Origin of the sequence: Acidovorax sp. LjRoot66 (assembly GCF_964253305.1) — a bacterium.
Lineage (GTDB): Bacteria > Pseudomonadota > Gammaproteobacteria > Burkholderiales > Burkholderiaceae_C > Acidovorax.
In genome coordinates, this window is sequence record NZ_CAXUQU020000001.1 from 6,517,501 (window position 1) to 6,538,751 (window position 21,251).

Below are 21,251 nucleotides of genomic sequence, written 5' to 3' on the forward strand. Positions count from 1 at the left end.
GAGGACTTCATCAGCCCCGGCAGCGAATGGATCGAGATCGGCAACCAGCGCAAGCACGTCAAGAGCTACCTGAGCGACTTCCTGTTCTCTCCGGCCCGTGCCCACTCCCCTGTGCGTTCGCTGTCGGGTGGCGAGCGCAACCGCCTGTTGCTGGCGCGCCTGTTCGCACGCCCGGCCAATGTGCTGGTGCTCGACGAGCCTACCAACGACCTGGACATCGACACGCTGGACCTGCTGGAAGAATTGCTCGAAAACTACGATGGCACGGTGTTCCTGGTGAGCCATGACCGCACCTTCCTCGACAACGTGGTGACCAGCACCATTGCGTCTGAAGGCAATGGCCTGTGGCGCGAGTACGAGGGTGGCGTGCAGGATTGGCTGCTGCAATCGCGCCGCAGCCGTGCGGCCGCCGCGGCCGCTGCCCCGGCGGCAGGCACCAAGCCGTCGGCTGCCAAAGACGCAGCCCCTGCAGCGGCCCCCTCCAAGACCGAGCAGACCTCGCGCAAGAAACTGTCGTACAAGGAACAGCGCGAGCTGGATGCCCTGCCCGATCGCATCGGCGCCCTGGAAAAGGAGCAGGCCGAGGTACAGGCCGTGCTGGCCGATGGCAGCGTTTACGCCACCGACGGTGCCAAGGCGGCCAAGCTCACGGCACGCGCCAGCGAGATCGACGAGGAACTGATGGCAGCGCTGGAGCGCTGGACGGCGCTGTCGGCCTGACCGACCAGAAGGAATCGGTGGGGGCGCGCCCCCACTGATCGGCGCGAAGGCCGCGCCCAGGTCAGATGCGGTGATGGAGCCGGTCGGTCGCTCCACGCAAGCGCGCCACCAGGGCCGGGGCAATCTGGCCGAGCGGCAGCACTTCATCGGCCGCGCCGTGGGCGATGGCCTCGCGCGGCATGCCGAAGACGATGCAGGTGGCTTCGTCCTGCACGTAGTTGTAGCTGCCTGCGTCCTTCATCTCGCGCATGGCAGCCGCACCATCGTTGCCCATGCCGGTGAGCATGATGCCGAAGGCATTGCGTCCGACCACGGCGGCGGCCGACTTGAACAGCACCTCCACCGAGGGCTTGTGCCGATTCACCGGCGGGCCATCGTCGACCACGGCCACATAGTTCGCACCGCTGCGCGCCACATGGAATTGCGTGCCCCCGGGAGCGATGTAGGCATGGCCTGGCAGGATGCGCTCGCCATTGGAAGCCTCCTTGACCGTGATCTGGCACAGGCCGTTGAGCCGTGCCGCAAAGCTGGTGGTGAAGCCCGGAGGCATGTGCTGGGTGATCACGATGCCTGGCGAATCGGCCGGCATGTGCACCAGCACCTCCTTGATGGCTTCCGTGCCCCCGGTCGAGGCGCCGATGCAGATCAGCTTCTCGGTGGACAGCCGTCCCAGCAAGGTGGTGGGTGCCGTTGGGGCCGCCGTGCCCGCGCCGGATGCGGAATGCGCAGCCGATGCTTCGCGGGGCGCGGCCCGGCGCACCTGGGCCACGGCCGCCACGCGGATCTTGTCCACGATCTGGGTCGCCAGGTCGTTGAGGCCGCTGGCCAGGCCCACCCGGGGCTTGGCCACGAAATCGATGGCACCGAGCTCCAGCGCCTTCATGGTCACCTCGGCCCCGCGCTCGGTCAGCGTGGAGATCATCACCACCGGCATGGGCCGCAGGCGCATCAGCCGGCCCAGGAAGTCGATGCCATCCATGCGCGGCATTTCGACGTCCAGGGTGATCACGTCCGGGTTCATTTCCCGGATCATCTCGCGCGCCACCAAGGGGTCGTTGGCCGTGCCAATGCACTCCATGTCCCGTTGCCGGTTGATGATCTCCGACAGCAGACTGCGCACCAGCGCCGAATCGTCCACCACGATCACCCGGATTTTCCTGCTCATTGTTCTCTCAGGCTTTCTTCGTCTTCAATCAAAACAGATCCACGGAGCCACCCGAGGTGGTCTTTGCCACGGTCGCAGCATTCCCGCGCCTTTCCTGCTCCACCAGGGTCTCGGGATGGGCGTGCGCCAGGCGCTTGACCATGGCCTTGCCCGTCACCGGGAAGAACACCACCTTGCGGGGATAGATGTCCAGCACGTCTTCCGAGACGATGGGGATGCGCTCCGTGTGCAGGTAGTTCAGCACGAAGGTGGTGTTGCGTTCGCCCACATTCATGGTGGTGAAATTGTGCATCACCTGCGCACCGCCAAAGATCTTGGCCTGCATGGTTTCGCGCCGGGCACCGAGCTTGAGCATCTCGTTGATGAGCAACTCCATCGCGTACGAACCATAGCGCCCCGAGGCATCTGCCAGGTCGCCGTCGGGCAGCATGAAATGGTTCATGCCCCCGATGTGCGCACGGCTGTCCCACAGGCAGGCGGCGATGCACGAGCCCAGCACCGTCATGATGACCATGCTTTCGTCGGCCACGAAATACTCGCCGGGCAGCACCTTCACAGCGTTGTGCTGGAAGTGGTGGTCCAGATAGAAGAAGGATGCCTCGCCCGGCTTTCTGGCCCGGGCCTTGAGCTCATTGAGCGAGGATTCGCGCGGCGCCGAGCTGGACGAGTAGATGTCTGCACTCAGCGGTGCGATGCGCGGAGCGCGCCGGCGCTCCGACGCTCCCGGCGTCGCAGGGGCAGCACCAGGCATGAACGTGTTTGGCGCAGGGCCGGATTGGTTGTGGGTCATGGGAGCTGCTTGGAACATGTTCCTACGGGCGAACAGAGGGGCGGGTCAGCGGCGTTCATAGACCGTCTTGCCGCGCAGGGTGAAGAGATCACGGGACTCGCTGAAATTTTCAGCATGGCCCACAAACAGCATGCCACCGGGTTTGAGCACGCGGTGAATGCGCTCCAGCACCTTGCGCTGCGTGGGCGCATCAAAATAAATCATCACGTTGCGGCAGAACACCACGTCAAAAGGCTCCTTGAAGGGCCAATCGTCGCGGATGAGGTTCACGCTCATGAAGTCGATGGCACGGCGCAATTCGGGCTTGACCCGCACCATGCCATCATTGCCGCCCTTGCCCTTGAGAAAGAACTTTTGCAGCCGCTCCGGGCCCAGGCCCTTGAGGTTGTCGAGCCGATACACCCCCTGGCCGGCGGTGGCCAGCACCTTCGAGTCGATGTCACTGGCCGTGAGCTTGAAGGAGGCGTTGGCCCCCAGCGACTCGAAGGCCGTCATGACGATGGAGTACGGTTCTTCGCCGGTGGAGGCCGCGTTGCACCACACCTTCCAGGCGGTGTTGGCCGGCTTGCTGCGCAGCAGCGTTGCGAAGATCTCGAAGTGGTGCTGCTCGCGAAAGAACGCCGTGAGGTTGGTGGTGAGCGCGTTCACGAACTCCTGCCACTCGGGGCCATCGTGCGTTTCCAGCCAGCCCAGGTATTCATGGAAGCTGTTGTGCCCCGTATCGCGCAGCCGGCGCGAGAGCCGGCTGTAGACCATGGCATGCTTGCCGTCGTGCAGGCTGATGCCGGCGCGCTGGTAGATCAGCGCCTGCACCCGGGCAAAGTCGGCGTTGGTCCATACGAACTCACGCCCCTGCGCCAGCGGGCCCGACGGTGCCGGGGCACTGGCAGCGGCTGCGGCGGCAGCACGCGCGCCGGCCGAGGAAATACTGGTGGTCTGGGGCATCATTTTGATCATCCGCTCGGAAGTCCATTTCGCTCCAAAAGGCCTGCAGACCCTTGCCTGCAGTTTGGCTTGCGGCCACCCACCTGACCGACTATGGCGTTCGTTACTCCGCCGTCGTCACCAATCCCATGTCCACACTCGACATCAGCTTTTCGATGTCGAGCAGGATCAGCATGCGCTCACCCACCGACCCCAGCCCCAGAATGCAGCTGTTGTCGATGGCGCTCTCGATGTCGGGCGCCACGCGGATGCTCTCGGGCGTGAGCTCCATCACGTCGCTGACCGAGTCCACCACGATGCCGACCACGCGGTTGCGCAGGTTCAGGATGATGACCACCGTGAAGCTGTTGTAGTCCGCCTGCGCGCAGTTGAACTTCAGGCGCATGTCCACGATGGGGACGATGGTGCCGCGCAGGTTTACCACGCCCTTGATGAATTCGGGGGCGTTGGCAATGCGCGTCGGCGGCTCGTAGCCCCTGATTTCCTGGACCTTCAGGATGTCGATGCCGTACTCTTCCTGGTCCAATCGGAACGTCAGATACTCGCGCGCACCGGTCGGCGCGTTGTCGGCAGTTTTACCCATCACACTCATGGTGCGTTCTCCTTGTTAGCAGTGCTGGTGCATTCCATGAACACATCGCACCCGAATCAGTGGCGGGCCCGGCGCACCAGGCCACCCGTGTCCAGAATCAGTGCCACCGTGCCGTCACCGAGGATGGTGGCGCCCGAGACATTGGGCACCTTGCGGTAGTTGGTCTCCAGGTTCTTCACCACCACCTGGTGCTGGCCCAGGAGCTCGTCGACCAGCAGCGCCACACGGCTGCCGTCGGCCTCCACCACCACCATGATGTTGCTCGACTTGTTCAGGTCGAAGCGCGGCACCTGGAAGATCTTTTCCAGTGCAATCACCGGCATGTACTCGTCGCGCACCTTGACCAATTGCGAGCCCTGGGCCACGGTGCTGACGTCGTCGGAGTTGACCTGGAAGGACTCCACCACCGAGGACAGCGGCAGGATGTAGACCTCTTCGCCCACGCCCACCGACATGCCGTCCATGATGGCCAGCGTGAGCGGCAGGCGCACCGACACCTTCATGCCATAGCCTTCGGCGGAGTCCACCTCGACCGAGCCGTTCAGGGCGGCAATGTTGCGCTTGACCACGTCCATGCCCACGCCACGGCCCGACACGTCGGTGACCTCATCGGCGGTGGAGAAACCAGGCGCGAAGATCAGTTGCCACACGTCGGCATCGCTCATCTGGTCGGACACATCCAGGCCCCGCTCCTGCGCCTTGCGCAGGATCTTCTCGCGCGACAGGCCGCGGCCGTCGTCGCGCACCTCGATGACGATGGAGCCCCCCTGGTGCGACGCCGACAGGGTGATGGTGCCCAGCTCGGGCTTGCCCTTGGCCAGGCGCTCTGCCGGCATCTCGATACCGTGGTCGCAGCTGTTGCGCACCAGGTGGGTGAGCGGGTCGGTGATCTTCTCGACCAGGCCCTTGTCCAGTTCGGTGGCTTCGCCCAGGGTGACCAGCTCGACCTTCTTGCCCAGCTTGTTGGCCAGGTCGCGCAGCATGCGCGGGAAGCGGCTGAAGACGATGGACATGGGGATCATCCGGATCGACATCACCGATTCCTGCAGGTCTCGGGTGTTGCGGTCCAGGTCGGCTAGGCCGGCCAGCAGTTGCTGGTAGGCGCCGGCGTCCAGCCCGCGGCTGTTCTGCGCCAGCATGGCCTGGGTGATCACCAGCTCGCCCACCAGGTTGATGAGCTGGTCGACCTTGTTCACGGCCACGCGGATGGTCGTGGATTCCATCTGCGCCTGGGCTGCAGCCTTGGGCTCGGCAGCGGCCACGACCTTGGACGCCAAGGGCTTGGCGGCCGCACCGTTGGCTGGCACTGTGCTCGGGGCGCCAGGCGCGTCCGAGAAAAAGCCGTAGGACACGTCGGCGCCACCCGAAGGGGGCTCGATCTCGTGCACCGCGTGGTCGGGATCGACTTCGGCGGCTGCAGCGGGTTCTTCGTCCCCGTCGCTGAAGCGCACCTGCTCTTTGGACACATGGAAGGCGAACAGGTCCAGCAGGTCATCGGTGGACGAGGTGGTTTCCACCGCGAACACGCGCACGCCCGCCTGCACGCTGGGCAGATCGCTGATGGAGCCCAGGCCCGGAATGTCGCGGAACAGTTCCTTGATGGTGTCGGCCTGCTCGGTCTTTTCCAGCGGCCCGATGTGGATCTGCAGCTTGCGCAATTGCCCGGGCACGTGCGCCTTGATGGCAGGCGCAGGAGCGGCGGCCACCGGTGCCGGGGCGGGCGCTGGGGCCGCGGCAGGAGCGCCGTCCGGGACCACGCCTGCCGCCAGTTCGCTGATGCGCTTGACCAGGGAGGTGGTGGACACGGCCTCGCCCTGCCCGCCTGCCTGGTGGCGTGCCAGCAGGCTGCGCGAGGCATCGGCGGATTCCAGCAGCACATCGACCATGGGTGGAATGGGCTGCAGCTCGTGGCGGCGCAGCCGGTCGAGCAGGGACTCCATCTGGTGCGTCAGCTCGGCCACATCGGAGAAGCCGAACGTGGCGGCCCCACCCTTGATCGAATGCGCGCAGCGGAAGATGCCATTGAGCTCTTCGTCGTTGGCAGCGCTCAGGTCCAGGTCCAGCAGCATCTGCTCCATCTGGTCCAGGTTCTCGCCAGCCTCTTCAAAAAAGATCTGGTAGAACTGGCTCAGGTCAAAGTCAGCACCGCCGGCCCCTGATCCCTCTTGATAGCTTTCAGCCATAGTCGGCTCCTTTATACGTGGTGGCGCCCGTGCATCCGTTTCAACGGATCACCTTCTGGATGACTTCGATCAAGCGGTTGGGATCGAACGGCTTGACCAGCCAACCGGTGGCACCGGCCGACCGCCCCGCCTGCTTCATCTGGTCACTCGATTCCGTGGTCAGGATCAGGATGGGGATGGTCTTGAATTTGGGGTGCTCGCGCAGCTTGCGCGTGAGGCCTATGCCATCGAGCCGGGGCATGTTCTGGTCGGCCAGCACCAGGTGGATGTCGTGGCTCTCGGCCTTTTCCAGGGCATCTTGCCCATCCACCGCCTCCACCACGTGGTATCCGGCACCTGTGAGGGTGAAAGACACCATTTTTCGCATGGATGGTGAATCATCTACGGCAAGTATCGATTGCATTTAGGACTCCAACTGACTTGAATATATAGGTGAACCAGCGATGCCGACTTCAGAATAGATCAATAGACCCGGCATCCATCTCGCTTTGCGTGACGGGATTGGGCCGATCCGGCGCCATTTCGGCAAACGGCGCCGCCTCCTCGCCCTCATCGTGCCCCATGGCCTCGGACGCCAGCCGGAACGCGCAGCCCTGCAGGACCTTGGTGGTATGCCAGATGAGCTGCGAAGCCATGTCCTGGAACTGCAGCTCGGTGACGGCACTGCGCAAGGCCGTACGGGCGGCCGCCAACTCGGGCGAATCCGCGACGAAGGCATCGTTCAGCACGGCATTGGCCTCGCCAAAGCGCTCCAGCAGATTGTCCGTGGCATGGTTCAACAAGCCTTCCAGGCGGTGCAGGTCGTGCATGACGACCAGCAGCGAATCCTGCAGTTCTGCTGCCACCATGACCGGAACCTGAACTGCCGGCCCAGTTGACGTTGATAGCGTAGATTGCATTGTTTCTCCATAGCAACAAGCAGACCAGGGTCCTCAAGCCCCCAACTGGCGGCCCGCGCTGGCAGACCCCGCCAACCCTTGCAAAAACCCCGACATTGCGTTCTATTGGACGATAGCCTTCTCACCCACTCCACCGGGACAAACACCCTTGTTTGTTCCAATTTGTATCCTATGATAGCGCTCATATGGTCATGACAGTAGCAGGCCAGCCCTTACGCCTCCTGCACCTGGAGGATTCTCTGGCAGACCATGTTCTGGCCAAGCTCACTTTGCAGCGTGCCAAGCTGCATTGCAACGTCCAGCAGGTAGACACCCTGCAGGATTTCTGTGATCTCACCAGCAACCAACCCTTTGATTTGATCCTTGCAGACTACAGACTGCAAGGATTCACTGCGCTCGATGCATGGGAGCATGTGGCTAAATTAGCAACACCTGTGCCATTTGTGTTGCTGTCAGGGGCGATTGGCGAGGCGGCGGCGGTGGACGCCATGCGCCTGGGCTTCTCGGATTACCTGCTCAAGGACGATATTTCCCGCCTGCCGCACGTGGTCACGCGGGCCATCGAGGTGCACCAGGCCCGCCAGGACCGCGAACTTGCCGTGACCGAGCTGGCGGCCTCCCAGCAGCGCCTGGCGGAGCTCACCGAGCACCTGCAGACCTCCATCGAACAGGAGCGCGCCTCCATCGCGCGCGAGATCCATGACGATATCGGCGGTTCGCTGACCGCCGTGCGGGTAGACCTCGCCTGGATCGGCCGGCATGCGCAGGACCCGGGGACACAGGACCACCTTGCCAGCGCGTCGGACATGTTGCAACACGCCATCGGCGCCAGCCAGCGCATCATGATGAACCTGCGGCCACCCATCCTGGAGCAGGGGCTGGTGGCCGCCATCCAGTGGCTGGCGGCGGGCTTTGAGCGCCGCAGCGCGGTGCGCACGCAGGTGGTGGCCAGTGGCGAGGCGATCGATGTGCCCAGCGATATCCAGCTGGTGGCCTACCGCACGGCGCAGGAGGCGCTGACCAACATCGCCAAATACGCCCAGGCCGGCAAGGTGCATATCGACCTGTCCGACCATGAAGGGGTGCTGACCGTGGAGATCGCCGACGACGGCTGCGGCTTTGACGTGGCCCGGCTGGCCGACAAGCCCAAGGCCTTTGGGATCAAGGGCCTGCACGAGCGGGCGCGCACCGTGGGCGGCTGGCTCGATGTCAGCACGCAGCCGGGCAAAGGGACTTGCCTCACACTGTCGATACCGCTGGCCACCTCGGACCAGCCCCCCATCACAGGAGATGTCTGGTGATCAACGTCGTTTTGTGCGATGACCATGCCGTGCTCAGGCGCGGCATCCGCGATACCCTCACCGAGGCCACCGACATCAAGGTGACCGGGGAGGCCGGCGGCTACGCCGAATTGCGCGAGGTGCTGCGCAGCGCCCCCTGCGACGTGCTGCTGCTCGACCTGAACATGCCCGGGCGCGGCGGCCTGGAGGTGCTGGCCACCCTGCGCGAAACGCATTCGACCATCAAGGTGCTGGTGGTATCGATGTACCCCGAGGACCAGTACGCGCTGCGCTGCCTGAAGGCTGGCGCCCAGGGCTATGCCAACAAGGCCTCCGACCCGGCGGAATTGATCAACGCGGTGCGGGTGGTGATGCAGGGCCGCAAGTACCTGACGGCCGAGGTGGCCCAGATGCTGGCCGAGAGCCTGGCCCAGCCGGTGCTGGAAAGCCCGCATGCCACGCTGTCCGAGCGCGAACTGCAGACCTTGATCAAGATCGCCTCGGGCCGCCGGCTGGCCGACATTGCCGAAGAGCTGATGCTCAGCCCCAAGACGGTGAGCGTGTACCGCTCACGCGTGCTCGAAAAGCTCAAGCTCTCCAACAATGCCGAGCTCACCGTCTACGCCATCCGCAATGAGTTGGTATGACCCCCTGAGTCGCTTCGCGCCATCCCCCTGAAGGGGAACGCCACCCCTGGCCTGGCAAAGCCAGTTCCACGGTGGCACTGGCTTGTGCCTTGCCTGCGTTACCGGCGGAGCCTCTTAGCAGCGGCCGCTACCGCTGGCTGGAGAACAGGTCGATGGATTGCTGCATCAGCGTGAGGATGGGCTGCTCCAGCATGGGCAGGGTGGCCGTGATGCCCAGCAAGCCCACGGTGAGCGTGACCGGAAAGCCGACCGCGTAGATGTTCATCTGCGGCGCCACGCGCGAGATGATGCCCATGGCCAGGTTGACGAACAGCAGCAGCGCGATCATGGGCAGGGCGATCCACAACGCGCTGGAAAACAGGGAGGAGCCCAGCTCGTACAACCGCATCTGCCCGATGGCCTGCAGAAAGTTGCCGTCCACGGGAAAGCGGTCGAAGCTCTTGACCACGGCCATGATGACCATCAGGTGGCCGTTGATGACAATGAACAGCAGCGTGGCCATGTGCCCGAAGAAGCGCGCCACGGCGCTCACCTGGCCGTTGCTGGCGGGGTCGAAGAAGGAGGCGAAGTTCAGGCCCATCTGCAAGCCGATCATTTCACCGGCCAGCTCCACCGAGGCAAACACCAGCCGCACCGAAAAGCCGATGGCCAGGCCCACGGCCACCTGCTGGACCACGGCGCCCAGCGCCTCTCGGCCATTGATGTCGATCACCGGCTGGTTCACCAGCACGCCCTGCGCGCACAGGGCCACGAAGAAGGCCAGGCCGATCTTCACCCGCATGGGAATGGTGCGCATGGAGAACACCGGCGCCACGGAAAACATGGCCAGCACCCGGATGAACGGCCACAGGATGGGCGAGATCCAGGCCACCAGTTGGGCCTCGGTGAACGTGATCACGGGAACACGGGGCCGTGCGCTAGCCGACGACCGAGGGAATCGACTCGATGGTCCGGCGGATGTAGTCAACCAGGGTGCTGATCATCCAGGGCCCCGCGATCGCGAACACCACCATCGCAGCAATCAGCTTGGGCACGAAGGCCAGGGTGGCTTCGTGGATCTGCGTGACCGCCTGGAAGATGCTCACCACCAGGCCCACCGCCATCACCACCCCCAGCACGGGCATGGCGATCATCAGCAGCAGCGTGAGGGCGTCGCGCCCCATGGTCAGTACCATCTGTGAAGTCATGGGGTCGGTCCTCTACGTGACGAAACTGGCGGCGAGCGAGCCGATCAGCAGGTTCCAGCCATCGGCCAACACGAACAGCATGAGCTTGAACGGCAGCGCCACCAGCACCGGTGACAGCATCATCATGCCCAGGGACATGAGGATGCTGGAGACCACCATGTCGATCACCAGGAAGGGGATGAAGATCATGAAGCCGATCTGGAACGCCGACTTGAGCTCGCTGGTCACGAATGCCGGCACCAGCACGCGAAACGGCGCGGTCTCTGCGGTCACCTCGGGCGCCAGTCGGGCCAGGCGTGCGAACAGCGCAAAGTCCGACTGCCGGGTCTGCTTGAGCATGAACTCGCGCATCGGCACCTCGGCCCGCTCCACCGCCTGCTCGAAGGTGATGGCATTGGTGGTGTAGGGCACGTAGGCATCCTTGTGCACCCGGTCGAAGGTCGGTCCCATGACGAAGAAGGTCAGGAACAGCGACAGGCCGATGATCACCTGGTTGGGTGGTGCCGACTGCGTACCGATGGCCTGGCGCAGCAGCGACAGGACGATGACGATGCGCGTGAACCCCGTCATCAGCAGCAGGATGGCGGGCAGGAACGACAGCGCCGTGAAGAACAGCAGCGTCTGGATCGGCACGGAATAGCTCGTGCCGCCACTGCCAGCGCCCACCAGCACGGGCAGTGTTCCCGGCGCTGCGGGAGTGGCCCCCGTCTGCGCCAATGCAGGCACCTGCCAGACCAGGAGGCCCAGCGCGGCCAGGGCCGCCACCCACGCGGCGCGGGGCAGCGATGATGCAGGTCGTGCCGAATCAAACATGCGGTTCCTTGCGCGCCTCGGCCGCCGCCATTTCGCGGGCAAAGGCGGAGTTGTCCGCCACCACCACCGGCAATGCAGCCGGTGCCGCAGGGATGGCGGATGGAGCCGCCAGCACGTGCAGGCAACTGACCTGCTGCGCCGTGACACCGAGCACCAGCCAGGTGCGTGCTCCCTCGGGGCCCACCTCCACGGTGACCACCCGCTGCTGCGGGCCCACGGCCACTGCCGACAGCACGCGCGATGCGGCCCCGGCCGGCAGGCCACCTGCGGCATGGCGCTGCTGCAGGCGCTTGATGAGCCAGGGCAGGCAGGCCATGGCTCCCACGAACAGGACGACGACGACCAGCGTCTGGGTCATCCCCATGGCAGTGCCCCCATCACCCACGGCTCACGCGCCGCAACCGCTCCGAAGGCGTCACCACGTCGGTCAGGCGGATACCGAACTTGTCGTTCACCACCACCACCTCGCCCTGGGCGATCAGGTAGCCGTTGACGAGCACGTCCATGGGTTCGCCGGCCAGCGCATCGAGTTCGACGACCGAGCCCTGCGCCAGTTGCAGGATGTACTTGATCGGCACCCGAGTGCGGCCCAGCTCCACGGACAGCTGGACGGGGATGTCCAGCACCATGTTGATGTCGTTGACCGTGCCATCGCCATTGACCGACGCAGACGGCCGCACCGAATCGCCGGACAGGGGGCCGCCCTGCTCGGCATCACCGGGCTTGTCGTCCGAGCTTTTTTGCTCTTCGAGTGCTTCGGCCCAGCCCGCAAACGGATCCTCGGCGGCGCCGTCCTTGTTGTCGTCTTCAGTTGACATCTTTTTCTCCCAGCCAGCTCATGTCCGAGTTGCGCAGGCACTCTTCGATGCGGATGGCATATTTCGAATTGTGGGTCCCATACTGGCACTCAAAGATGGGAACACCGCCGATCGACGCGCGGATGCGCGGCTCCCGGTCGAGCTCGATGAAATCGCCGGGCTTCATGGCCAGCAGCTGCTCCACCGTGGCATCGGCCTTGGCCAGCTCGGCCACCAGGACCACCTCGGCCGCCTGGATCTCGCGCGTGAGCACGCGCACCCAGCGCCGGTCCACCTCGATGGAGTCGCCCTGCGTCGAGGAGTACAGCACGTCGCGGATGGGCTCCAGCGTGGCGTAGGGCATGCAGATGTGGATGGCGCCCGACAGGTCGCCGATTTCCAGCTGGAACGCGGTGGACACCACGATCTCGCTGGGCGTTGCGATGTTGGCGAACTGCGGCTGCATTTCCGAGCGCTGGTAGTCGAGCTCCAGCGGGTAGATGCCCTGCCAGGCCTTCTTGTATTCGGCGCAGATCACGTCGACCAGCCGGTTGATCACGCGCTGCTCGGTGGGCGAGAAGTCACGCCCCTCGATGCGGGTCTGGAACTTGCCCACCCCGCCGTACAGCGTGTCGATGATGCCGAACACCAGCGACGGCTCGCACACGATCAGGCCACTGCCACGCAGCGGACGGATGGCCACGATGTTGAAGTTGGTAGGGACTGCGAGTTCGCGCAGGAAGGCGCTGTAGCGCTGCACCGATACGGTGCCGACCGAAATCTCGGGGCTACGGCGGATGAAGTTGAACAGGCCGATGCGGAAGTTGCGCGCAAACCGCTCGTTGACGATTTCCATCGTCGGCATGCGGCCACGAACGATGCGCTCCTGGCTGGAGATGTCGTAGTTGCGTACGGACCCCGACTCGGCCACTTCCTCGACGGACTTCTGGCTCTCGCCAGTGACGCCTTCCAGAAGGGCATCAACCTCTTCCTGCGATAGGAATGAATCACTCATGGCAGGATTGTCCTCGCGTCACTGGATGATGAAGCTGGAGAAAAGAATGCCTTGCACCGGATTCTTCGGTGCCTTGCGCGGCGGCGGCTGCTCCTCATCGTCCTCGCCGACGGGCACCGACGCGGGTTTGGGCCGCTCGCGCGCCACGGTGAAACCCAGTGGACGGGAGACTTCGCGCAAAATGTCTTTGGCCAGTTTTTCCTTGCCTTCGCGCACCAGCAGCTCGCCGGATGTGCGCTGGGATACCAGCAGCAGCACACTGCTGCGGATGGAGGGCAGATAGAGCTTGATCTGCTCGGCCGTCTTGGCGTCGGCCACCTCGACTGTGATGCCGATCTGCGCAAACCGGTCGCCGCCCGGATCGGCAAGATTGACCACCATGTTCTCCAAGGGCAGGAAGGTCGGCGGTGTTTTAGCCGTCTCGTGGGCCGGCGCCGCAGCGGCCGCGCCCCCCTCCTCGTCGTCGGCGTGCTTTTTCTTGCCCAGGATGGAAAAGGCCGCAGCGCCCGCGATGCCCAGCACGAGCACCAGAGCGACCACGATGATCAGCATCTTCTTGCTTTTGGGCTTCTCCTTGGCCGGAGCGGCAGCAGCATTGGCAGACACGTGACAGGTTCCTTAGGTGGGATTCGATGGTGGCATCTCGCCGGGAACGGCATCGGGCCGGCAGACGCTTCCCATTGTGGCGCAGCTGCCGGTCCAATAATAGCCAGAATACACCCCTTAACAGCGTGTTAACGCCGGCAATCGCTGTGCCACCGTAGTGCGGCATGCTGCGGCAGCACTGCCAGGCGAGTTACACGAAGACGTCTACGGCACTGTTGTTGCGCGTGCCGCTCCCCGCCAGCCGCTGGCTGACATCCGTGGGGCCCGAGACCAGCACCTGGCCCTGCTGCCCATCGCCAGAACGGTTGCGCTGCTGCTCGGCATCGCCCGCCATGGCGCCCTGGCCTGCCGAGGTGCCCACGGTCATGCCCGACAGGACCAGGCCCTCGCTGCGCAGCAGCTCGCTGAGCTGCGCCATGCTCTGGTCGAGCATCTCGCGGGTGTGCTCCTGGTCGCTGCGGAAGGTGACATGGGCCTCGTTGCCGGACAGGGCCACCGTCACGGCCAGGGGCTGACCGTCGCGGTTCAGGGTGACCTCCGCACTCTGGGTTTTCTGGTTGGCCCAGTAGGTGACCTGCTCGGCCAGCAGTTCTTCGGCACCGGTCTGTGCCAGCTCTTCAAAGCCCGAGGTGCCCGACGCACCATCCACCGAGAAGGACGGCTCGGCCCCGCCTTCGCCCAGTCCTCCCGATCCGCCATGCCGGGACGACTCGCTGCCGGCGCCCGCATCCGCATTGCGCGCGCCAGGGGCTGCCACTGCAGCCGTTGGATCCAGGTTGGCCAGCAAGGCGGCGTCCGCCCCGGTGGCGCCGCTCTCATCCGAAACACGGTGCAGGCCCGTGCCGAGCTCGCGCACGGCGGCCGCCACTGCGGTGGACATGGTCGACAGATCGCCCGTGGAGGCCGCCACCAGCTTGGCATCGCCGCCAGCGGCGCGCGCCGATGCAGCGCCCACACTCCCCGTCCCACCCAGGCCCGAGTCGCTGGCGCCGCGCTGCAGGGCTGCACTGTGCATGCGCGAGAACTGGCGCCCGAAACCCAGCGTGGCCGTGGCGGGCTGCGATGCATCCGGCAAACCGCCATCCAGTGCGGCAGTTTGCGACACCAAGCCATTGGCGGCCGGCAGGCCCTGGCCCGCCAGAAGCTGCCCGGCAAGGGCCGGGGCACCCCCTGCAGGATCTGACAGCATATTGGCCATGGCGCCACGCGCCACTCCGGTCTGCCCCAACAGGCCGACGGCGCTCATGCCCTCCGCACCCGCCGTATTACCGCCCTGCCCTGCCGAACCTCTGAGTTGCTGGGCAGCACTGTCGCCTGCGACCAGCGCCTGCCAACCAACCAGGGTGGACGGATCGACGGCGGCCAGGGTGCTGGAGGCATCCGACACACCTGGAACGGCGGCCAGCGGATCGCCCCCCTCGGCGAACTCCGGGTCCTGGGCGGCCAGCAGTGCCAGAAAACTGTCTGGCTGCGCGGCGGCGCCGGCGCCATCGTCCGTGACGCCCTTTTGCTGGGTGTGGGCGCGCGTGCGCGCAGTCTGCTGGGGAGACTGTGTCCCCTGGCTGGTGGATATGCGTGCCTGTTCCATGGTCAATTCTCCTGCCCTATCGGTCCTGAACCCTGCGGCTGTATTGCATCGCCGCACGTTCATCGGTTTGTTTCTGGTCCATGCGGGCCTGGGCCTGCTCCAGCTCGCGCCGCCGCTGCTCGACCACCTTGCGCAGGCTGGCCAGGCGCTGCTCCGCCTCCATCAGGCCGCGCCGTGCGTTCTCGACCCGCGCCTCCTGGTCGCCCACCACGCTGGTCTGCAGCCCCGCGGCATGCCCGAGGCGGTCCATGAACTGGTAGTGGTGGTACATCACCTCGGGCTGCACGCGCGTGTCGGCCTGCATGCCCCAGCGCTGCTCGGTCTCGCGGGCATAGTCCTGCAACTGGTGCAACTGCGCCTGGGCCGCCTGCTGCACGGCCTGTGCCTCCTGCAGCACGTGGCGCGCCTCGTCGCGCTTGCGCGCGGCGATCTCCACGGCGACGACGAGGGCACTGAGGACGGACATGGTGGGGCCTTCCTGTGCTTACTGGTCGAGCACGGCCGCCATGGCGTTCACGCTCTGGTCCATGGTGGACGCTTCGAACATGTCCTGCTGCAGAAAGGCCGCCATCTGCGGCTGCAGGTGGATGGCTTCGTCCAGCGCGGGGTCGGATCCGCTCATGTAGGCCCCCACCTGCACCAGGTCGCGGCTCTTCTGGTAGCGCGAATACACTGCGCGAAAGCGCCGCGCCACGTCGAAATGTCCGCGCGAGACCACGTTGTGCATCACGCGCGAAGCCGATTGCTCGATGTCGATGGCCGGGAAGTGCCCCGACTCGGCCAGCGAGCGCGACAGCACGATATGCCCGTCCAGGATGGCGCGCGCAGCGTCGGCGATCGGGTCCTGCTGGTCGTCGCCCTCCGACAGCACGGTGTAGAACGCGGTGATGGAGCCCACGCCATGCAGGCCGTTGCCGCTGCGCTCGACCAGGGCGGGCAGCTTGGCAAAGCACGAGGGCGGGTAGCCCTTGGTGGCCGGTGGCTCGCCGATGGCCAGCGCGATCTCGCGCTGCGCCATGGCGTAGCGGGTCAGCGAGTCCATCAGCAGCAGCACATGCTTGCCCTTGTCACGGAAATGCTCGGCCACGGCGGTGGCATAGGCCGCCCCCTGCATGCGCAGCAGCGGGGGGGCATCGGCCGGCGCGGCCACCACGACCGAACGCGCCCGGCCGTCGTCGCCCAGGATGTCTTCCACGAATTCCTTGACCTCGCGGCCGCGCTCGCCGATAAGGCCCACCACGATCACGTCGGCCCGGGTGTAGCGGGCCATCATGCCCAGCAGCACGCTCTTGCCCACGCCCGAGCCGGCAAACAGGCCCAGGCGCTGCCCACGCCCCACGGTCAGCAGGGCATTGATGGCGCGCACGCCGGTGTCCAACGGCAGACGCACGGGGTCGCGGTCCATGGCGTTGATCTGGCGGCGGTCCATGGGCTCGGAGACCACGTCCTGCACCGGACCGCCATGGTCCAGGGGCTGGCCCTGCGGATCCACCACCCGCCCGAGCAGGCCGTCCCCCATGGGCAGGCGGAGCACGCCGGCCTTCGGGGATGGTCGGGAAGGCTCACCCAACCGCGGGCTGGCCACATAGGGCGCTGCGGGCACCACGCTGGCGCCACTGGACAGGCCGTGGATGTCGCCTGCGGGCATCAAAAAGGCGCGGTCGGCCGAAAAGCCCACCACCTCGGCCAGCACCGGCGCATGCCCCGGCATCTGCACCATGCACTGCGAGCCCACGGGCACGCGGATGCCCACGGCCTCCAGCACCAGGCCGGTCAGCCGGGTGAGGGTGCCGCGCGTCTCCAGCGGCGCACGGTGGCGCACGCGCTCGCGCGCATCGTCCATGAACTGCGTCCACGCGGCGGCGGCGGGGGCATCAACGCTCATCGCCGCTCTCCTGCCAAGGCGATTCCAGCCCCAGCGAGGCGATGGCACGCTCCCAGCGCTTGGCCACGCTGCCATCGACCACCGTGCCGCCGGACTCGACCAGGCAGCCCCCGGCAGGCACGGCCGCATCGGCCACCCACTGGACGCCAGTGCCCATCTCGTCGCGCAGCGGCTGCTCCACGGCGCCCATGTCCGCAGGGTTCAGACGCACCAGAGCGGGGCGCCCTTCTGCAACGAGCATGCCCACAGCCTCGCGGACCACGGGTTCGAGCACATCGGGGCTGACCGACAGCTCCCGGCGCACGACTTCACGGGCAATGTCGCAGGCCAGCGCCAGCACGTCCTGGGCCATGCGCTGCTGCATGGCAGCCAGGGATTCCTGCAAAGACTGCACCACGCCGGCAATGCTCTGGGACATTTCCAGCGCCTGGCCGGACACATAGTCGTCCATGCGCTGCTGCCATTCAAGCGCCGTATCGGCCTGGCCCTGCGCCAGCCCTTGGGAAAAAGCCGCATCGCAGGCCTGCTGGACCAGTGCCAGCTGGGCGGCCTCTACCTCGGCCGGGTCTGGCAGGGGCTCGGGCTCGGGCAGCACCTCTGGTTCGGGCTCCACCGGTTCGGAGCCGTCCACGGCGCCGAACTTCCACTGCGTGACTAGCCCCACTTCCTCGCTGGGGATGAAGCGCGAGTACGAGCGTTGGCTAGACGAAGGCATCGTCACCACCGGCTGCAAGCACTATTTGCCCTTCATCGGACAGACGCCGGACCGTCTTGAGAATTTCCTTCTGCTGCGCTTCCACTTCGGACAAGCGCATGGGGCCGCGCGACTCGAGGTCTTCGCGTAGCGCTTCGGACGCACGCGAGGACATGTTCGACAAGAATTTTTCGCGCAGCTCGGGCACGGCACCCTTGAGTGCGACGATGAGCGTCTCGGACGCCACTTCCTTGAGCACGGTCTGGATGGCCTTGTCGTCGAGCTTGAGCACGTCTTCGAAGACGAACATCTTGTCCATGATCTTCTGCGCGAGGTCGGGGTCGTAGCCGCGGATGGACTCGATCACAACGCTGTCCATGTTGGAGCCCAGCAGGTTGATGATCTCGGCCGCCGCCTTGACGCCGCCCAGCGAGCTCTTGCGGATCTTGTCGCCACCCGCCAGCACCTTGAACAGCACCTCGTTGAGGTCCTTGAGCGCCGTGGGCTGAATGCCTTCGAGCGTGGCCACGCGCAGCAGGATTTCACTGCGCTGGCGGTCGGTCAGGTGCATCAGGATGCCCGAGGCCTGCTCGCTGTCCAGGTGCACCAGGATGGCCGCGACGATCTGGGGGTGCTCGTTGCGCAGCAGCTCGGCCACCGACAGCGGGTCCATCCACTTGAGGCTTTCGATTCCGGAGACGTCGCCGCCCTGCAGGATACGGTCGATCAGCAGCGAGGCCTTGTCGTCACCCAGGGCCCGCTTGAGCACGGCGCGCACATAGTTGCCAGTGTCGGACACCAGCAGGCTCTGGGCCGCCGCGGCATCGGCAAAGCGGTTGATGACGCTGTCCACCTTGTCGCGCGACACCGATTTCATGCGCGCAATGGTCTCGCCCAGTTTCTGAACCTCTTTGGGCGAGAGGTGCTTGAACACCTCGGCCGCTTCCTCCTCGCCGAGGGACATCAGCATGATGGCGGCGTCGTTGAGACCTTGTTCATCCATGGGCTATCCAAGCATGTTGAGCGGCGACGGGGTCAGGCATTTTCGCCGTTAACCCAGGATTTGAGAATATTGGCGACGGCCACGGGGTTTGCCTTGGCCAGCACGCGTGCCTCTTCCAGACGCAATTGCTCTGGCGTGGCCACCACATTCTCTTCCTTCCTGGAAGGGGGCGGCAGCGCAGGGCGGTCGGGCTGGTCAGCTTCCAGCGCATCGAGCTGCCCACCGGCCACCGGAATCGCCCGGGGTGCACTGCTGCCTCCCTTGAGCGCCGGACGCACCAGGCCCAGGAGCACCATGGCGCCGAACAGCAGGGCCCCCACCGGCCAGGCAAAGCTCTTGGCCACATCGAGAACTTCGGGCTGCTTCCACAACGGCACATCCGTCGACACAGCGGCCTCCACCTGGAACGGCGTGTTCATGAGGTTCACCGAATCACCGCGCTCACCGTTGAAACCGATGGTTTCACGCACCAGCGCCTTCATCTGCTCCAGCTGCTCGGGGGTGAGCGCCTTGGTCACGGTCTTGCCCTTGTCCTCGGTCGACTGGTAGTTCACCACCACGGCAGCATTCAGGCGCTTGATGGCCCAGTTGTTGCCGCGCGTGACACGCACGGTCTTGTCGACTTCGTAGTTGGTGGTGGACTCGCGCTTGGTGGACGACTCCTCGGTGCCCTGTTGGGCGCCGGCCTGGGGCGCTGGATTGGCGCCGTTGATGGGTGCAGCCGATGGTGCAGGCGGTTGATTGGCAACGGCGCCGGGTACACCGGTCGCGGTCTTCTGGGCCATGCCGGAGGTTTCCAGCATCTGCTGGCTGCGCACGGCCTTGGCATCAGGGGTCTGGTTGGGGCGGAACTGCTCGGACGTGGACTCGGTGCGGCTGAAGTCCAGCTCGGCCGAAACCTGGGCCTTGACGTTGTTGCGGCCGACCACGGGCTCCAGGATGTCCTGGATGCGGCGTGTGAGCTGCTGCTCGATCTGCTGCACGTATAGCAGTTGCTGTGCATCGACCGCATTGGCCGCCGCGTTGCCGTCGGGCGACTGCGAGAGCAGCTTGCCCGTATCGTCCAGCACGCTGACGGCCGAAGGCGCCAGTTCGGGCACGCTGGAGGCCACCAGGTGGACGATGCCGGCAAGCTGCGCCCGGTCCAGAATGCGCCCGGGGTGCAGGCTGATCAGTACCGAGGCCGAAGGCTTTTGCTGTTCGCGGAAAAAACCGTTCTGGTTGGGCAGCGCCAGGTGCACCCGAGCGCTCTGCACCGAAGACAGGGCCTGGATGGAGCGGGTCAGCTCGCCCTCCAGGCCGCGCTGGAAGTTCAGGCGTTCCTGGAACTGGGTCATGCCGAAGCGGTTGGTCTCCATCAGCTCGAAGCCGGTCACGGAGCCACGGGGCAGGCCTTGGGTGGCCAGGCGCAGGCGCACGTCATGCACCTTGTCGGAGGGAATCAGGATAGCTCCGCCGCCCTCGGCGTACTTGTAAGGAACGTTCATCGTGGTCAATTGCGCCACGATGGCACCGCCGTCCTTGTCGTTCAGGTTGGAGAACAGGACACGGTAGTCGGGCTGGCGGCCCATCACGATGGCAGCGATCGCGACGGCGACCAACAGTGCCACGCCCACACCCAGGCGCATGCGCTGGGCCCGGTCGAGGCTGGACAACCGCTGCAGCCAGTTGGGACGGGCTGCGGGAGGTGCAAGCGGAGCGAGTGGGATTTCAGCAACTGCAGACATCGTGCTTTCCAATAGGTGGGGCCCGGCAAGGGACCTTGGCGTGGGTTCGATTATTTGGCTCAAGTACCTGCCATGTTCTGCCGATAAGGCGCGCCTTTGGGCATCTATTCCCCATGATGGCCCACGGATGCCTGACTACTATCACTACATCCCCCATCCCCCAATGGACACTGCCATGGACCTCCGCATCACCAGCTCTACCACCCCCATGGCGGGTGCCGGCATGGCGCGCCGCGCCGCCATGCCGCAGGCCGAAGGCAACGATGTGGGTTTTTCGGGCGCTCTCAAGGGCGCGCTGCAGTCGGTGAGTGCCGCACAGAACAAGTCGGCCGACCTGCAAAAGGAAGTCCAGCTCGAAAACCCCTCGGTCAGCCTGGAAGAGACCATGGTGGCGATCCAGAAGGCCCAGATCGGCTTTCAGGCCACGCTTCACGTGCGCAACCGCATGGTACAGGCCTATACCGACATCATGAACATGCAGGTTTGAGGGCACCCCCTGAGGCGCTGCGCGCCTTCACCCCTCTCTCATATTGCTTCGCAATCTGGGAGGGGGACGCCCCCAGCGCGGCGGGGCGGCCCTTGCGCGGGGGCACTGGCCTGGGGAGCGCCAGTTTCATGCGCATGGGGATGGCTCACAGCGCCGAGGGCTGCATCCCGGCGCGCCTGAGCACTCATCCTCCCATTGGACTTTGATTTCGATTCGATTCCACTGCTG

25 protein-coding genes (1 of these 25 running past the window's edge) are annotated in these 21,251 nt (G+C 65.4%); 4 read left to right on the forward strand and 21 right to left on the reverse strand.

Going from position 1 to position 21,251, the window contains the following annotated elements:
• A protein-coding gene (locus ACSQ3Y_RS30500) for an ATP-binding cassette domain-containing protein (RefSeq protein ID WP_057268673.1) crosses the window boundary here: on the forward strand, window positions 1–720 show its end. It extends 1,179 nt beyond the left edge of the window; 720 of the gene's 1,899 nt are visible here — the last part of the coding sequence; its start codon lies off the left edge, out of view; the stop codon is at window positions 718–720.
• A 61-nt stretch (window positions 721–781) separates the two neighbouring features.
• On the opposite strand, the gene ACSQ3Y_RS30505 is transcribed toward ACSQ3Y_RS30500, so the two are convergent.
• From ACSQ3Y_RS30505 to ACSQ3Y_RS30540, 8 genes are all read right to left on the reverse strand, one after another.
• Window positions 782–1,885: a protein-glutamate methylesterase/protein-glutamine glutaminase gene (locus ACSQ3Y_RS30505; RefSeq protein WP_436179881.1), complete on the reverse strand. Its 1,104-nt coding sequence runs from the start codon at window positions 1,883–1,885 to the stop codon at window positions 782–784.
• A gap of 28 nt (window positions 1,886–1,913) precedes the next feature.
• Window positions 1,914–2,636: a chemoreceptor glutamine deamidase CheD gene (cheD, locus tag ACSQ3Y_RS30510; protein ID WP_082604320.1), complete on the reverse strand. Its 723-nt coding sequence runs from the start codon at window positions 2,634–2,636 to the stop codon at window positions 1,914–1,916.
• Window positions 2,637–2,720: 84 nt separating this feature from the next.
• On the reverse strand, window positions 2,721–3,620 hold the full coding sequence (locus ACSQ3Y_RS30515) for a CheR family methyltransferase (RefSeq protein ID WP_057204151.1): 900 nt from the start codon (window positions 3,618–3,620) through the stop codon (window positions 2,721–2,723).
• 103 nt (window positions 3,621–3,723) lie between these two features.
• A complete protein-coding gene (locus tag ACSQ3Y_RS30520; RefSeq protein ID WP_057204119.1) occupies window positions 3,724–4,212 on the reverse strand; it encodes a chemotaxis protein CheW in 489 nt (162 codons plus the stop codon).
• 56 nt (window positions 4,213–4,268) lie between these two features.
• Window positions 4,269–6,395 (reverse strand): chemotaxis protein CheW, encoded by a 2,127-nt coding sequence (locus tag ACSQ3Y_RS30525; RefSeq protein WP_057204118.1) that lies wholly within the window; start codon window positions 6,393–6,395, stop codon window positions 4,269–4,271.
• Between the two features lie 40 nt (window positions 6,396–6,435).
• Window positions 6,436–6,798, reverse strand: coding sequence for a response regulator (locus ACSQ3Y_RS30530; protein ID WP_007853722.1), 363 nt, complete (start codon window positions 6,796–6,798; stop codon window positions 6,436–6,438).
• A gap of 49 nt (window positions 6,799–6,847) precedes the next feature.
• Window positions 6,848–7,294: a hypothetical protein gene (locus ACSQ3Y_RS30535; RefSeq protein ID WP_057204117.1), complete on the reverse strand. Its 447-nt coding sequence runs from the start codon at window positions 7,292–7,294 to the stop codon at window positions 6,848–6,850.
• A 212-nt stretch (window positions 7,295–7,506) separates the two neighbouring features.
• A complete protein-coding gene (locus ACSQ3Y_RS30540; protein ID WP_436180205.1) occupies window positions 7,507–7,677 on the reverse strand; it encodes a hypothetical protein in 171 nt (56 codons plus the stop codon).
• Between ACSQ3Y_RS30540 and ACSQ3Y_RS30545 the strand changes: the two genes are divergently transcribed.
• The gene (locus ACSQ3Y_RS30545; RefSeq protein ID WP_436180194.1) at window positions 7,609–8,595 is read left to right on the forward strand and encodes an ATP-binding protein; all 987 of its coding nucleotides are present in this window, start codon (window positions 7,609–7,611) and stop codon (window positions 8,593–8,595) included. The genes ACSQ3Y_RS30540 and ACSQ3Y_RS30545 overlap by 69 nt on opposite strands.
• On the forward strand, window positions 8,592–9,221 hold the full coding sequence (locus ACSQ3Y_RS30550) for a response regulator (RefSeq protein ID WP_057204115.1): 630 nt from the start codon (window positions 8,592–8,594) through the stop codon (window positions 9,219–9,221). The genes ACSQ3Y_RS30545 and ACSQ3Y_RS30550 overlap by 4 nt, the downstream gene beginning before the upstream one ends.
• A gap of 127 nt (window positions 9,222–9,348) precedes the next feature.
• On the opposite strand, the gene fliR is transcribed toward ACSQ3Y_RS30550, so the two are convergent.
• The 13 genes from fliR to fliF all read right to left on the reverse strand — a co-directional run bounded on the left by fliR (window position 9,349) and on the right by fliF (window position 20,536).
• Window positions 9,349–10,119: a flagellar biosynthetic protein FliR gene (gene fliR, locus ACSQ3Y_RS30555; protein ID WP_057204114.1), complete on the reverse strand. Its 771-nt coding sequence runs from the start codon at window positions 10,117–10,119 to the stop codon at window positions 9,349–9,351.
• Window positions 10,120–10,138: 19 nt separating this feature from the next.
• The gene (gene fliQ, locus ACSQ3Y_RS30560; protein ID WP_007853732.1) at window positions 10,139–10,408 is read right to left on the reverse strand and encodes a flagellar biosynthesis protein FliQ; all 270 of its coding nucleotides are present in this window, start codon (window positions 10,406–10,408) and stop codon (window positions 10,139–10,141) included.
• 12 nt (window positions 10,409–10,420) lie between these two features.
• Complete coding sequence (fliP, locus tag ACSQ3Y_RS30565) at window positions 10,421–11,221, reverse strand: flagellar type III secretion system pore protein FliP (protein ID WP_436179882.1); 801 nt, start codon at window positions 11,219–11,221, stop codon at window positions 10,421–10,423.
• Window positions 11,214–11,579, reverse strand: a complete 366-nt coding sequence (locus ACSQ3Y_RS30570) for a FliO/MopB family protein (protein ID WP_057268670.1) — start codon at window positions 11,577–11,579, stop codon at window positions 11,214–11,216. The genes fliP and ACSQ3Y_RS30570 overlap by 8 nt, the downstream gene beginning before the upstream one ends.
• Before the next feature lie 19 nt (window positions 11,580–11,598).
• Window positions 11,599–12,039, reverse strand: coding sequence for a flagellar motor switch protein FliN (gene fliN, locus ACSQ3Y_RS30575; protein ID WP_057204111.1), 441 nt, complete (start codon window positions 12,037–12,039; stop codon window positions 11,599–11,601).
• A complete protein-coding gene (fliM, locus tag ACSQ3Y_RS30580) occupies window positions 12,029–13,033 on the reverse strand; it encodes a flagellar motor switch protein FliM (RefSeq protein ID WP_007853747.1) in 1,005 nt (334 codons plus the stop codon). The genes fliN and fliM overlap by 11 nt, the downstream gene beginning before the upstream one ends.
• An 18-nt stretch (window positions 13,034–13,051) precedes the next feature.
• Complete coding sequence (locus ACSQ3Y_RS30585; RefSeq protein ID WP_436179883.1) at window positions 13,052–13,585, reverse strand: flagellar basal body-associated FliL family protein; 534 nt, start codon at window positions 13,583–13,585, stop codon at window positions 13,052–13,054.
• Between the two features lie 244 nt (window positions 13,586–13,829).
• Window positions 13,830–15,227: a flagellar hook-length control protein FliK gene (gene fliK / locus ACSQ3Y_RS30590; RefSeq protein WP_436179884.1), complete on the reverse strand. Its 1,398-nt coding sequence runs from the start codon at window positions 15,225–15,227 to the stop codon at window positions 13,830–13,832.
• 16 nt (window positions 15,228–15,243) lie between these two features.
• A complete protein-coding gene (fliJ, locus tag ACSQ3Y_RS30595) occupies window positions 15,244–15,693 on the reverse strand; it encodes a flagellar export protein FliJ (RefSeq protein WP_436179885.1) in 450 nt (149 codons plus the stop codon).
• 18 nt (window positions 15,694–15,711) lie between these two features.
• A complete protein-coding gene (fliI, locus tag ACSQ3Y_RS30600) occupies window positions 15,712–17,070 on the reverse strand; it encodes a flagellar protein export ATPase FliI (RefSeq protein ID WP_436180195.1) in 1,359 nt (452 codons plus the stop codon).
• A gap of 31 nt (window positions 17,071–17,101) precedes the next feature.
• The gene (locus tag ACSQ3Y_RS30605) at window positions 17,102–17,827 is read right to left on the reverse strand and encodes a FliH/SctL family protein (protein WP_436179886.1); all 726 of its coding nucleotides are present in this window, start codon (window positions 17,825–17,827) and stop codon (window positions 17,102–17,104) included.
• Entirely contained in the window at window positions 17,814–18,809 is a 996-nt protein-coding gene (gene fliG, locus ACSQ3Y_RS30610) for a flagellar motor switch protein FliG (protein WP_179683303.1), read from the reverse strand. The genes ACSQ3Y_RS30605 and fliG overlap by 14 nt, the downstream gene beginning before the upstream one ends.
• 32 nt (window positions 18,810–18,841) lie before the next feature.
• The gene (fliF, locus tag ACSQ3Y_RS30615; RefSeq protein WP_436179887.1) at window positions 18,842–20,536 is read right to left on the reverse strand and encodes a flagellar basal-body MS-ring/collar protein FliF; all 1,695 of its coding nucleotides are present in this window, start codon (window positions 20,534–20,536) and stop codon (window positions 18,842–18,844) included.
• A gap of 175 nt (window positions 20,537–20,711) precedes the next feature.
• On the opposite strand from fliF, the gene fliE reads away from it, so the two are divergent.
• A complete protein-coding gene (fliE, locus tag ACSQ3Y_RS30620; protein ID WP_057204148.1) occupies window positions 20,712–21,023 on the forward strand; it encodes a flagellar hook-basal body complex protein FliE in 312 nt (103 codons plus the stop codon).
• Window positions 21,024–21,251: the final 228 nt, after the last annotated feature.

Excerpts from the sequence above, each read along its gene's own strand:
- ACSQ3Y_RS30505 (WP_436179881.1), bottom strand. The coding sequence starts at position 1,885 with ATGAGCAGGAAAATCCGGGTGATCGTGGTGGACGATTCGGCGCTGGTG.
- cheD (WP_082604320.1), bottom strand. The coding sequence starts at position 2,636 with ATGCCTGGTGCTGCCCCTGCGACGCCGGGAGCGTCGGAGCGCCGGCGC.
- ACSQ3Y_RS30515 (WP_057204151.1), bottom strand. The coding sequence starts at position 3,620 with ATGCCCCAGACCACCAGTATTTCCTCGGCCGGCGCGCGTGCTGCCGCC.
- ACSQ3Y_RS30520 (WP_057204119.1), bottom strand. The coding sequence starts at position 4,212 with ATGAGTGTGATGGGTAAAACTGCCGACAACGCGCCGACCGGTGCGCGC.
- ACSQ3Y_RS30525 (WP_057204118.1), bottom strand. The coding sequence starts at position 6,395 with ATGGCTGAAAGCTATCAAGAGGGATCAGGGGCCGGCGGTGCTGACTTT.
- ACSQ3Y_RS30530 (WP_007853722.1), bottom strand. The coding sequence starts at position 6,798 with ATGCAATCGATACTTGCCGTAGATGATTCACCATCCATGCGAAAAATG.
- ACSQ3Y_RS30535 (WP_057204117.1), bottom strand. The coding sequence starts at position 7,294 with ATGCAATCTACGCTATCAACGTCAACTGGGCCGGCAGTTCAGGTTCCG.
- fliQ (WP_007853732.1), bottom strand. The coding sequence starts at position 10,408 with ATGACTTCACAGATGGTACTGACCATGGGGCGCGACGCCCTCACGCTG.
- fliP (WP_436179882.1), bottom strand. The coding sequence starts at position 11,221 with ATGTTTGATTCGGCACGACCTGCATCATCGCTGCCCCGCGCCGCGTGG.
- ACSQ3Y_RS30570 (WP_057268670.1), bottom strand. The coding sequence starts at position 11,579 with ATGACCCAGACGCTGGTCGTCGTCGTCCTGTTCGTGGGAGCCATGGCC.
- fliN (WP_057204111.1), bottom strand. The coding sequence starts at position 12,039 with ATGTCAACTGAAGACGACAACAAGGACGGCGCCGCCGAGGATCCGTTT.
- fliM (WP_007853747.1), bottom strand. The coding sequence starts at position 13,033 with ATGAGTGATTCATTCCTATCGCAGGAAGAGGTTGATGCCCTTCTGGAA.
- ACSQ3Y_RS30585 (WP_436179883.1), bottom strand. The coding sequence starts at position 13,585 with ATGCTGATCATCGTGGTCGCTCTGGTGCTCGTGCTGGGCATCGCGGGC.
- fliK (WP_436179884.1), bottom strand. The coding sequence starts at position 15,227 with ATGGAACAGGCACGCATATCCACCAGCCAGGGGACACAGTCTCCCCAG.
- fliJ (WP_436179885.1), bottom strand. The coding sequence starts at position 15,693 with ATGTCCGTCCTCAGTGCCCTCGTCGTCGCCGTGGAGATCGCCGCGCGC.
- fliI (WP_436180195.1), bottom strand. The coding sequence starts at position 17,070 with ATGGACGATGCGCGCGAGCGCGTGCGCCACCGTGCGCCGCTGGAGACG.
- ACSQ3Y_RS30605 (WP_436179886.1), bottom strand. The coding sequence starts at position 17,827 with ATGCCTTCGTCTAGCCAACGCTCGTACTCGCGCTTCATCCCCAGCGAG.
- fliG (WP_179683303.1), bottom strand. The coding sequence starts at position 18,809 with ATGGATGAACAAGGTCTCAACGACGCCGCCATCATGCTGATGTCCCTC.
- fliF (WP_436179887.1), bottom strand. The coding sequence starts at position 20,536 with ATGTCTGCAGTTGCTGAAATCCCACTCGCTCCGCTTGCACCTCCCGCA.
- fliE (WP_057204148.1), top strand. The coding sequence starts at position 20,712 with ATGGACCTCCGCATCACCAGCTCTACCACCCCCATGGCGGGTGCCGGC.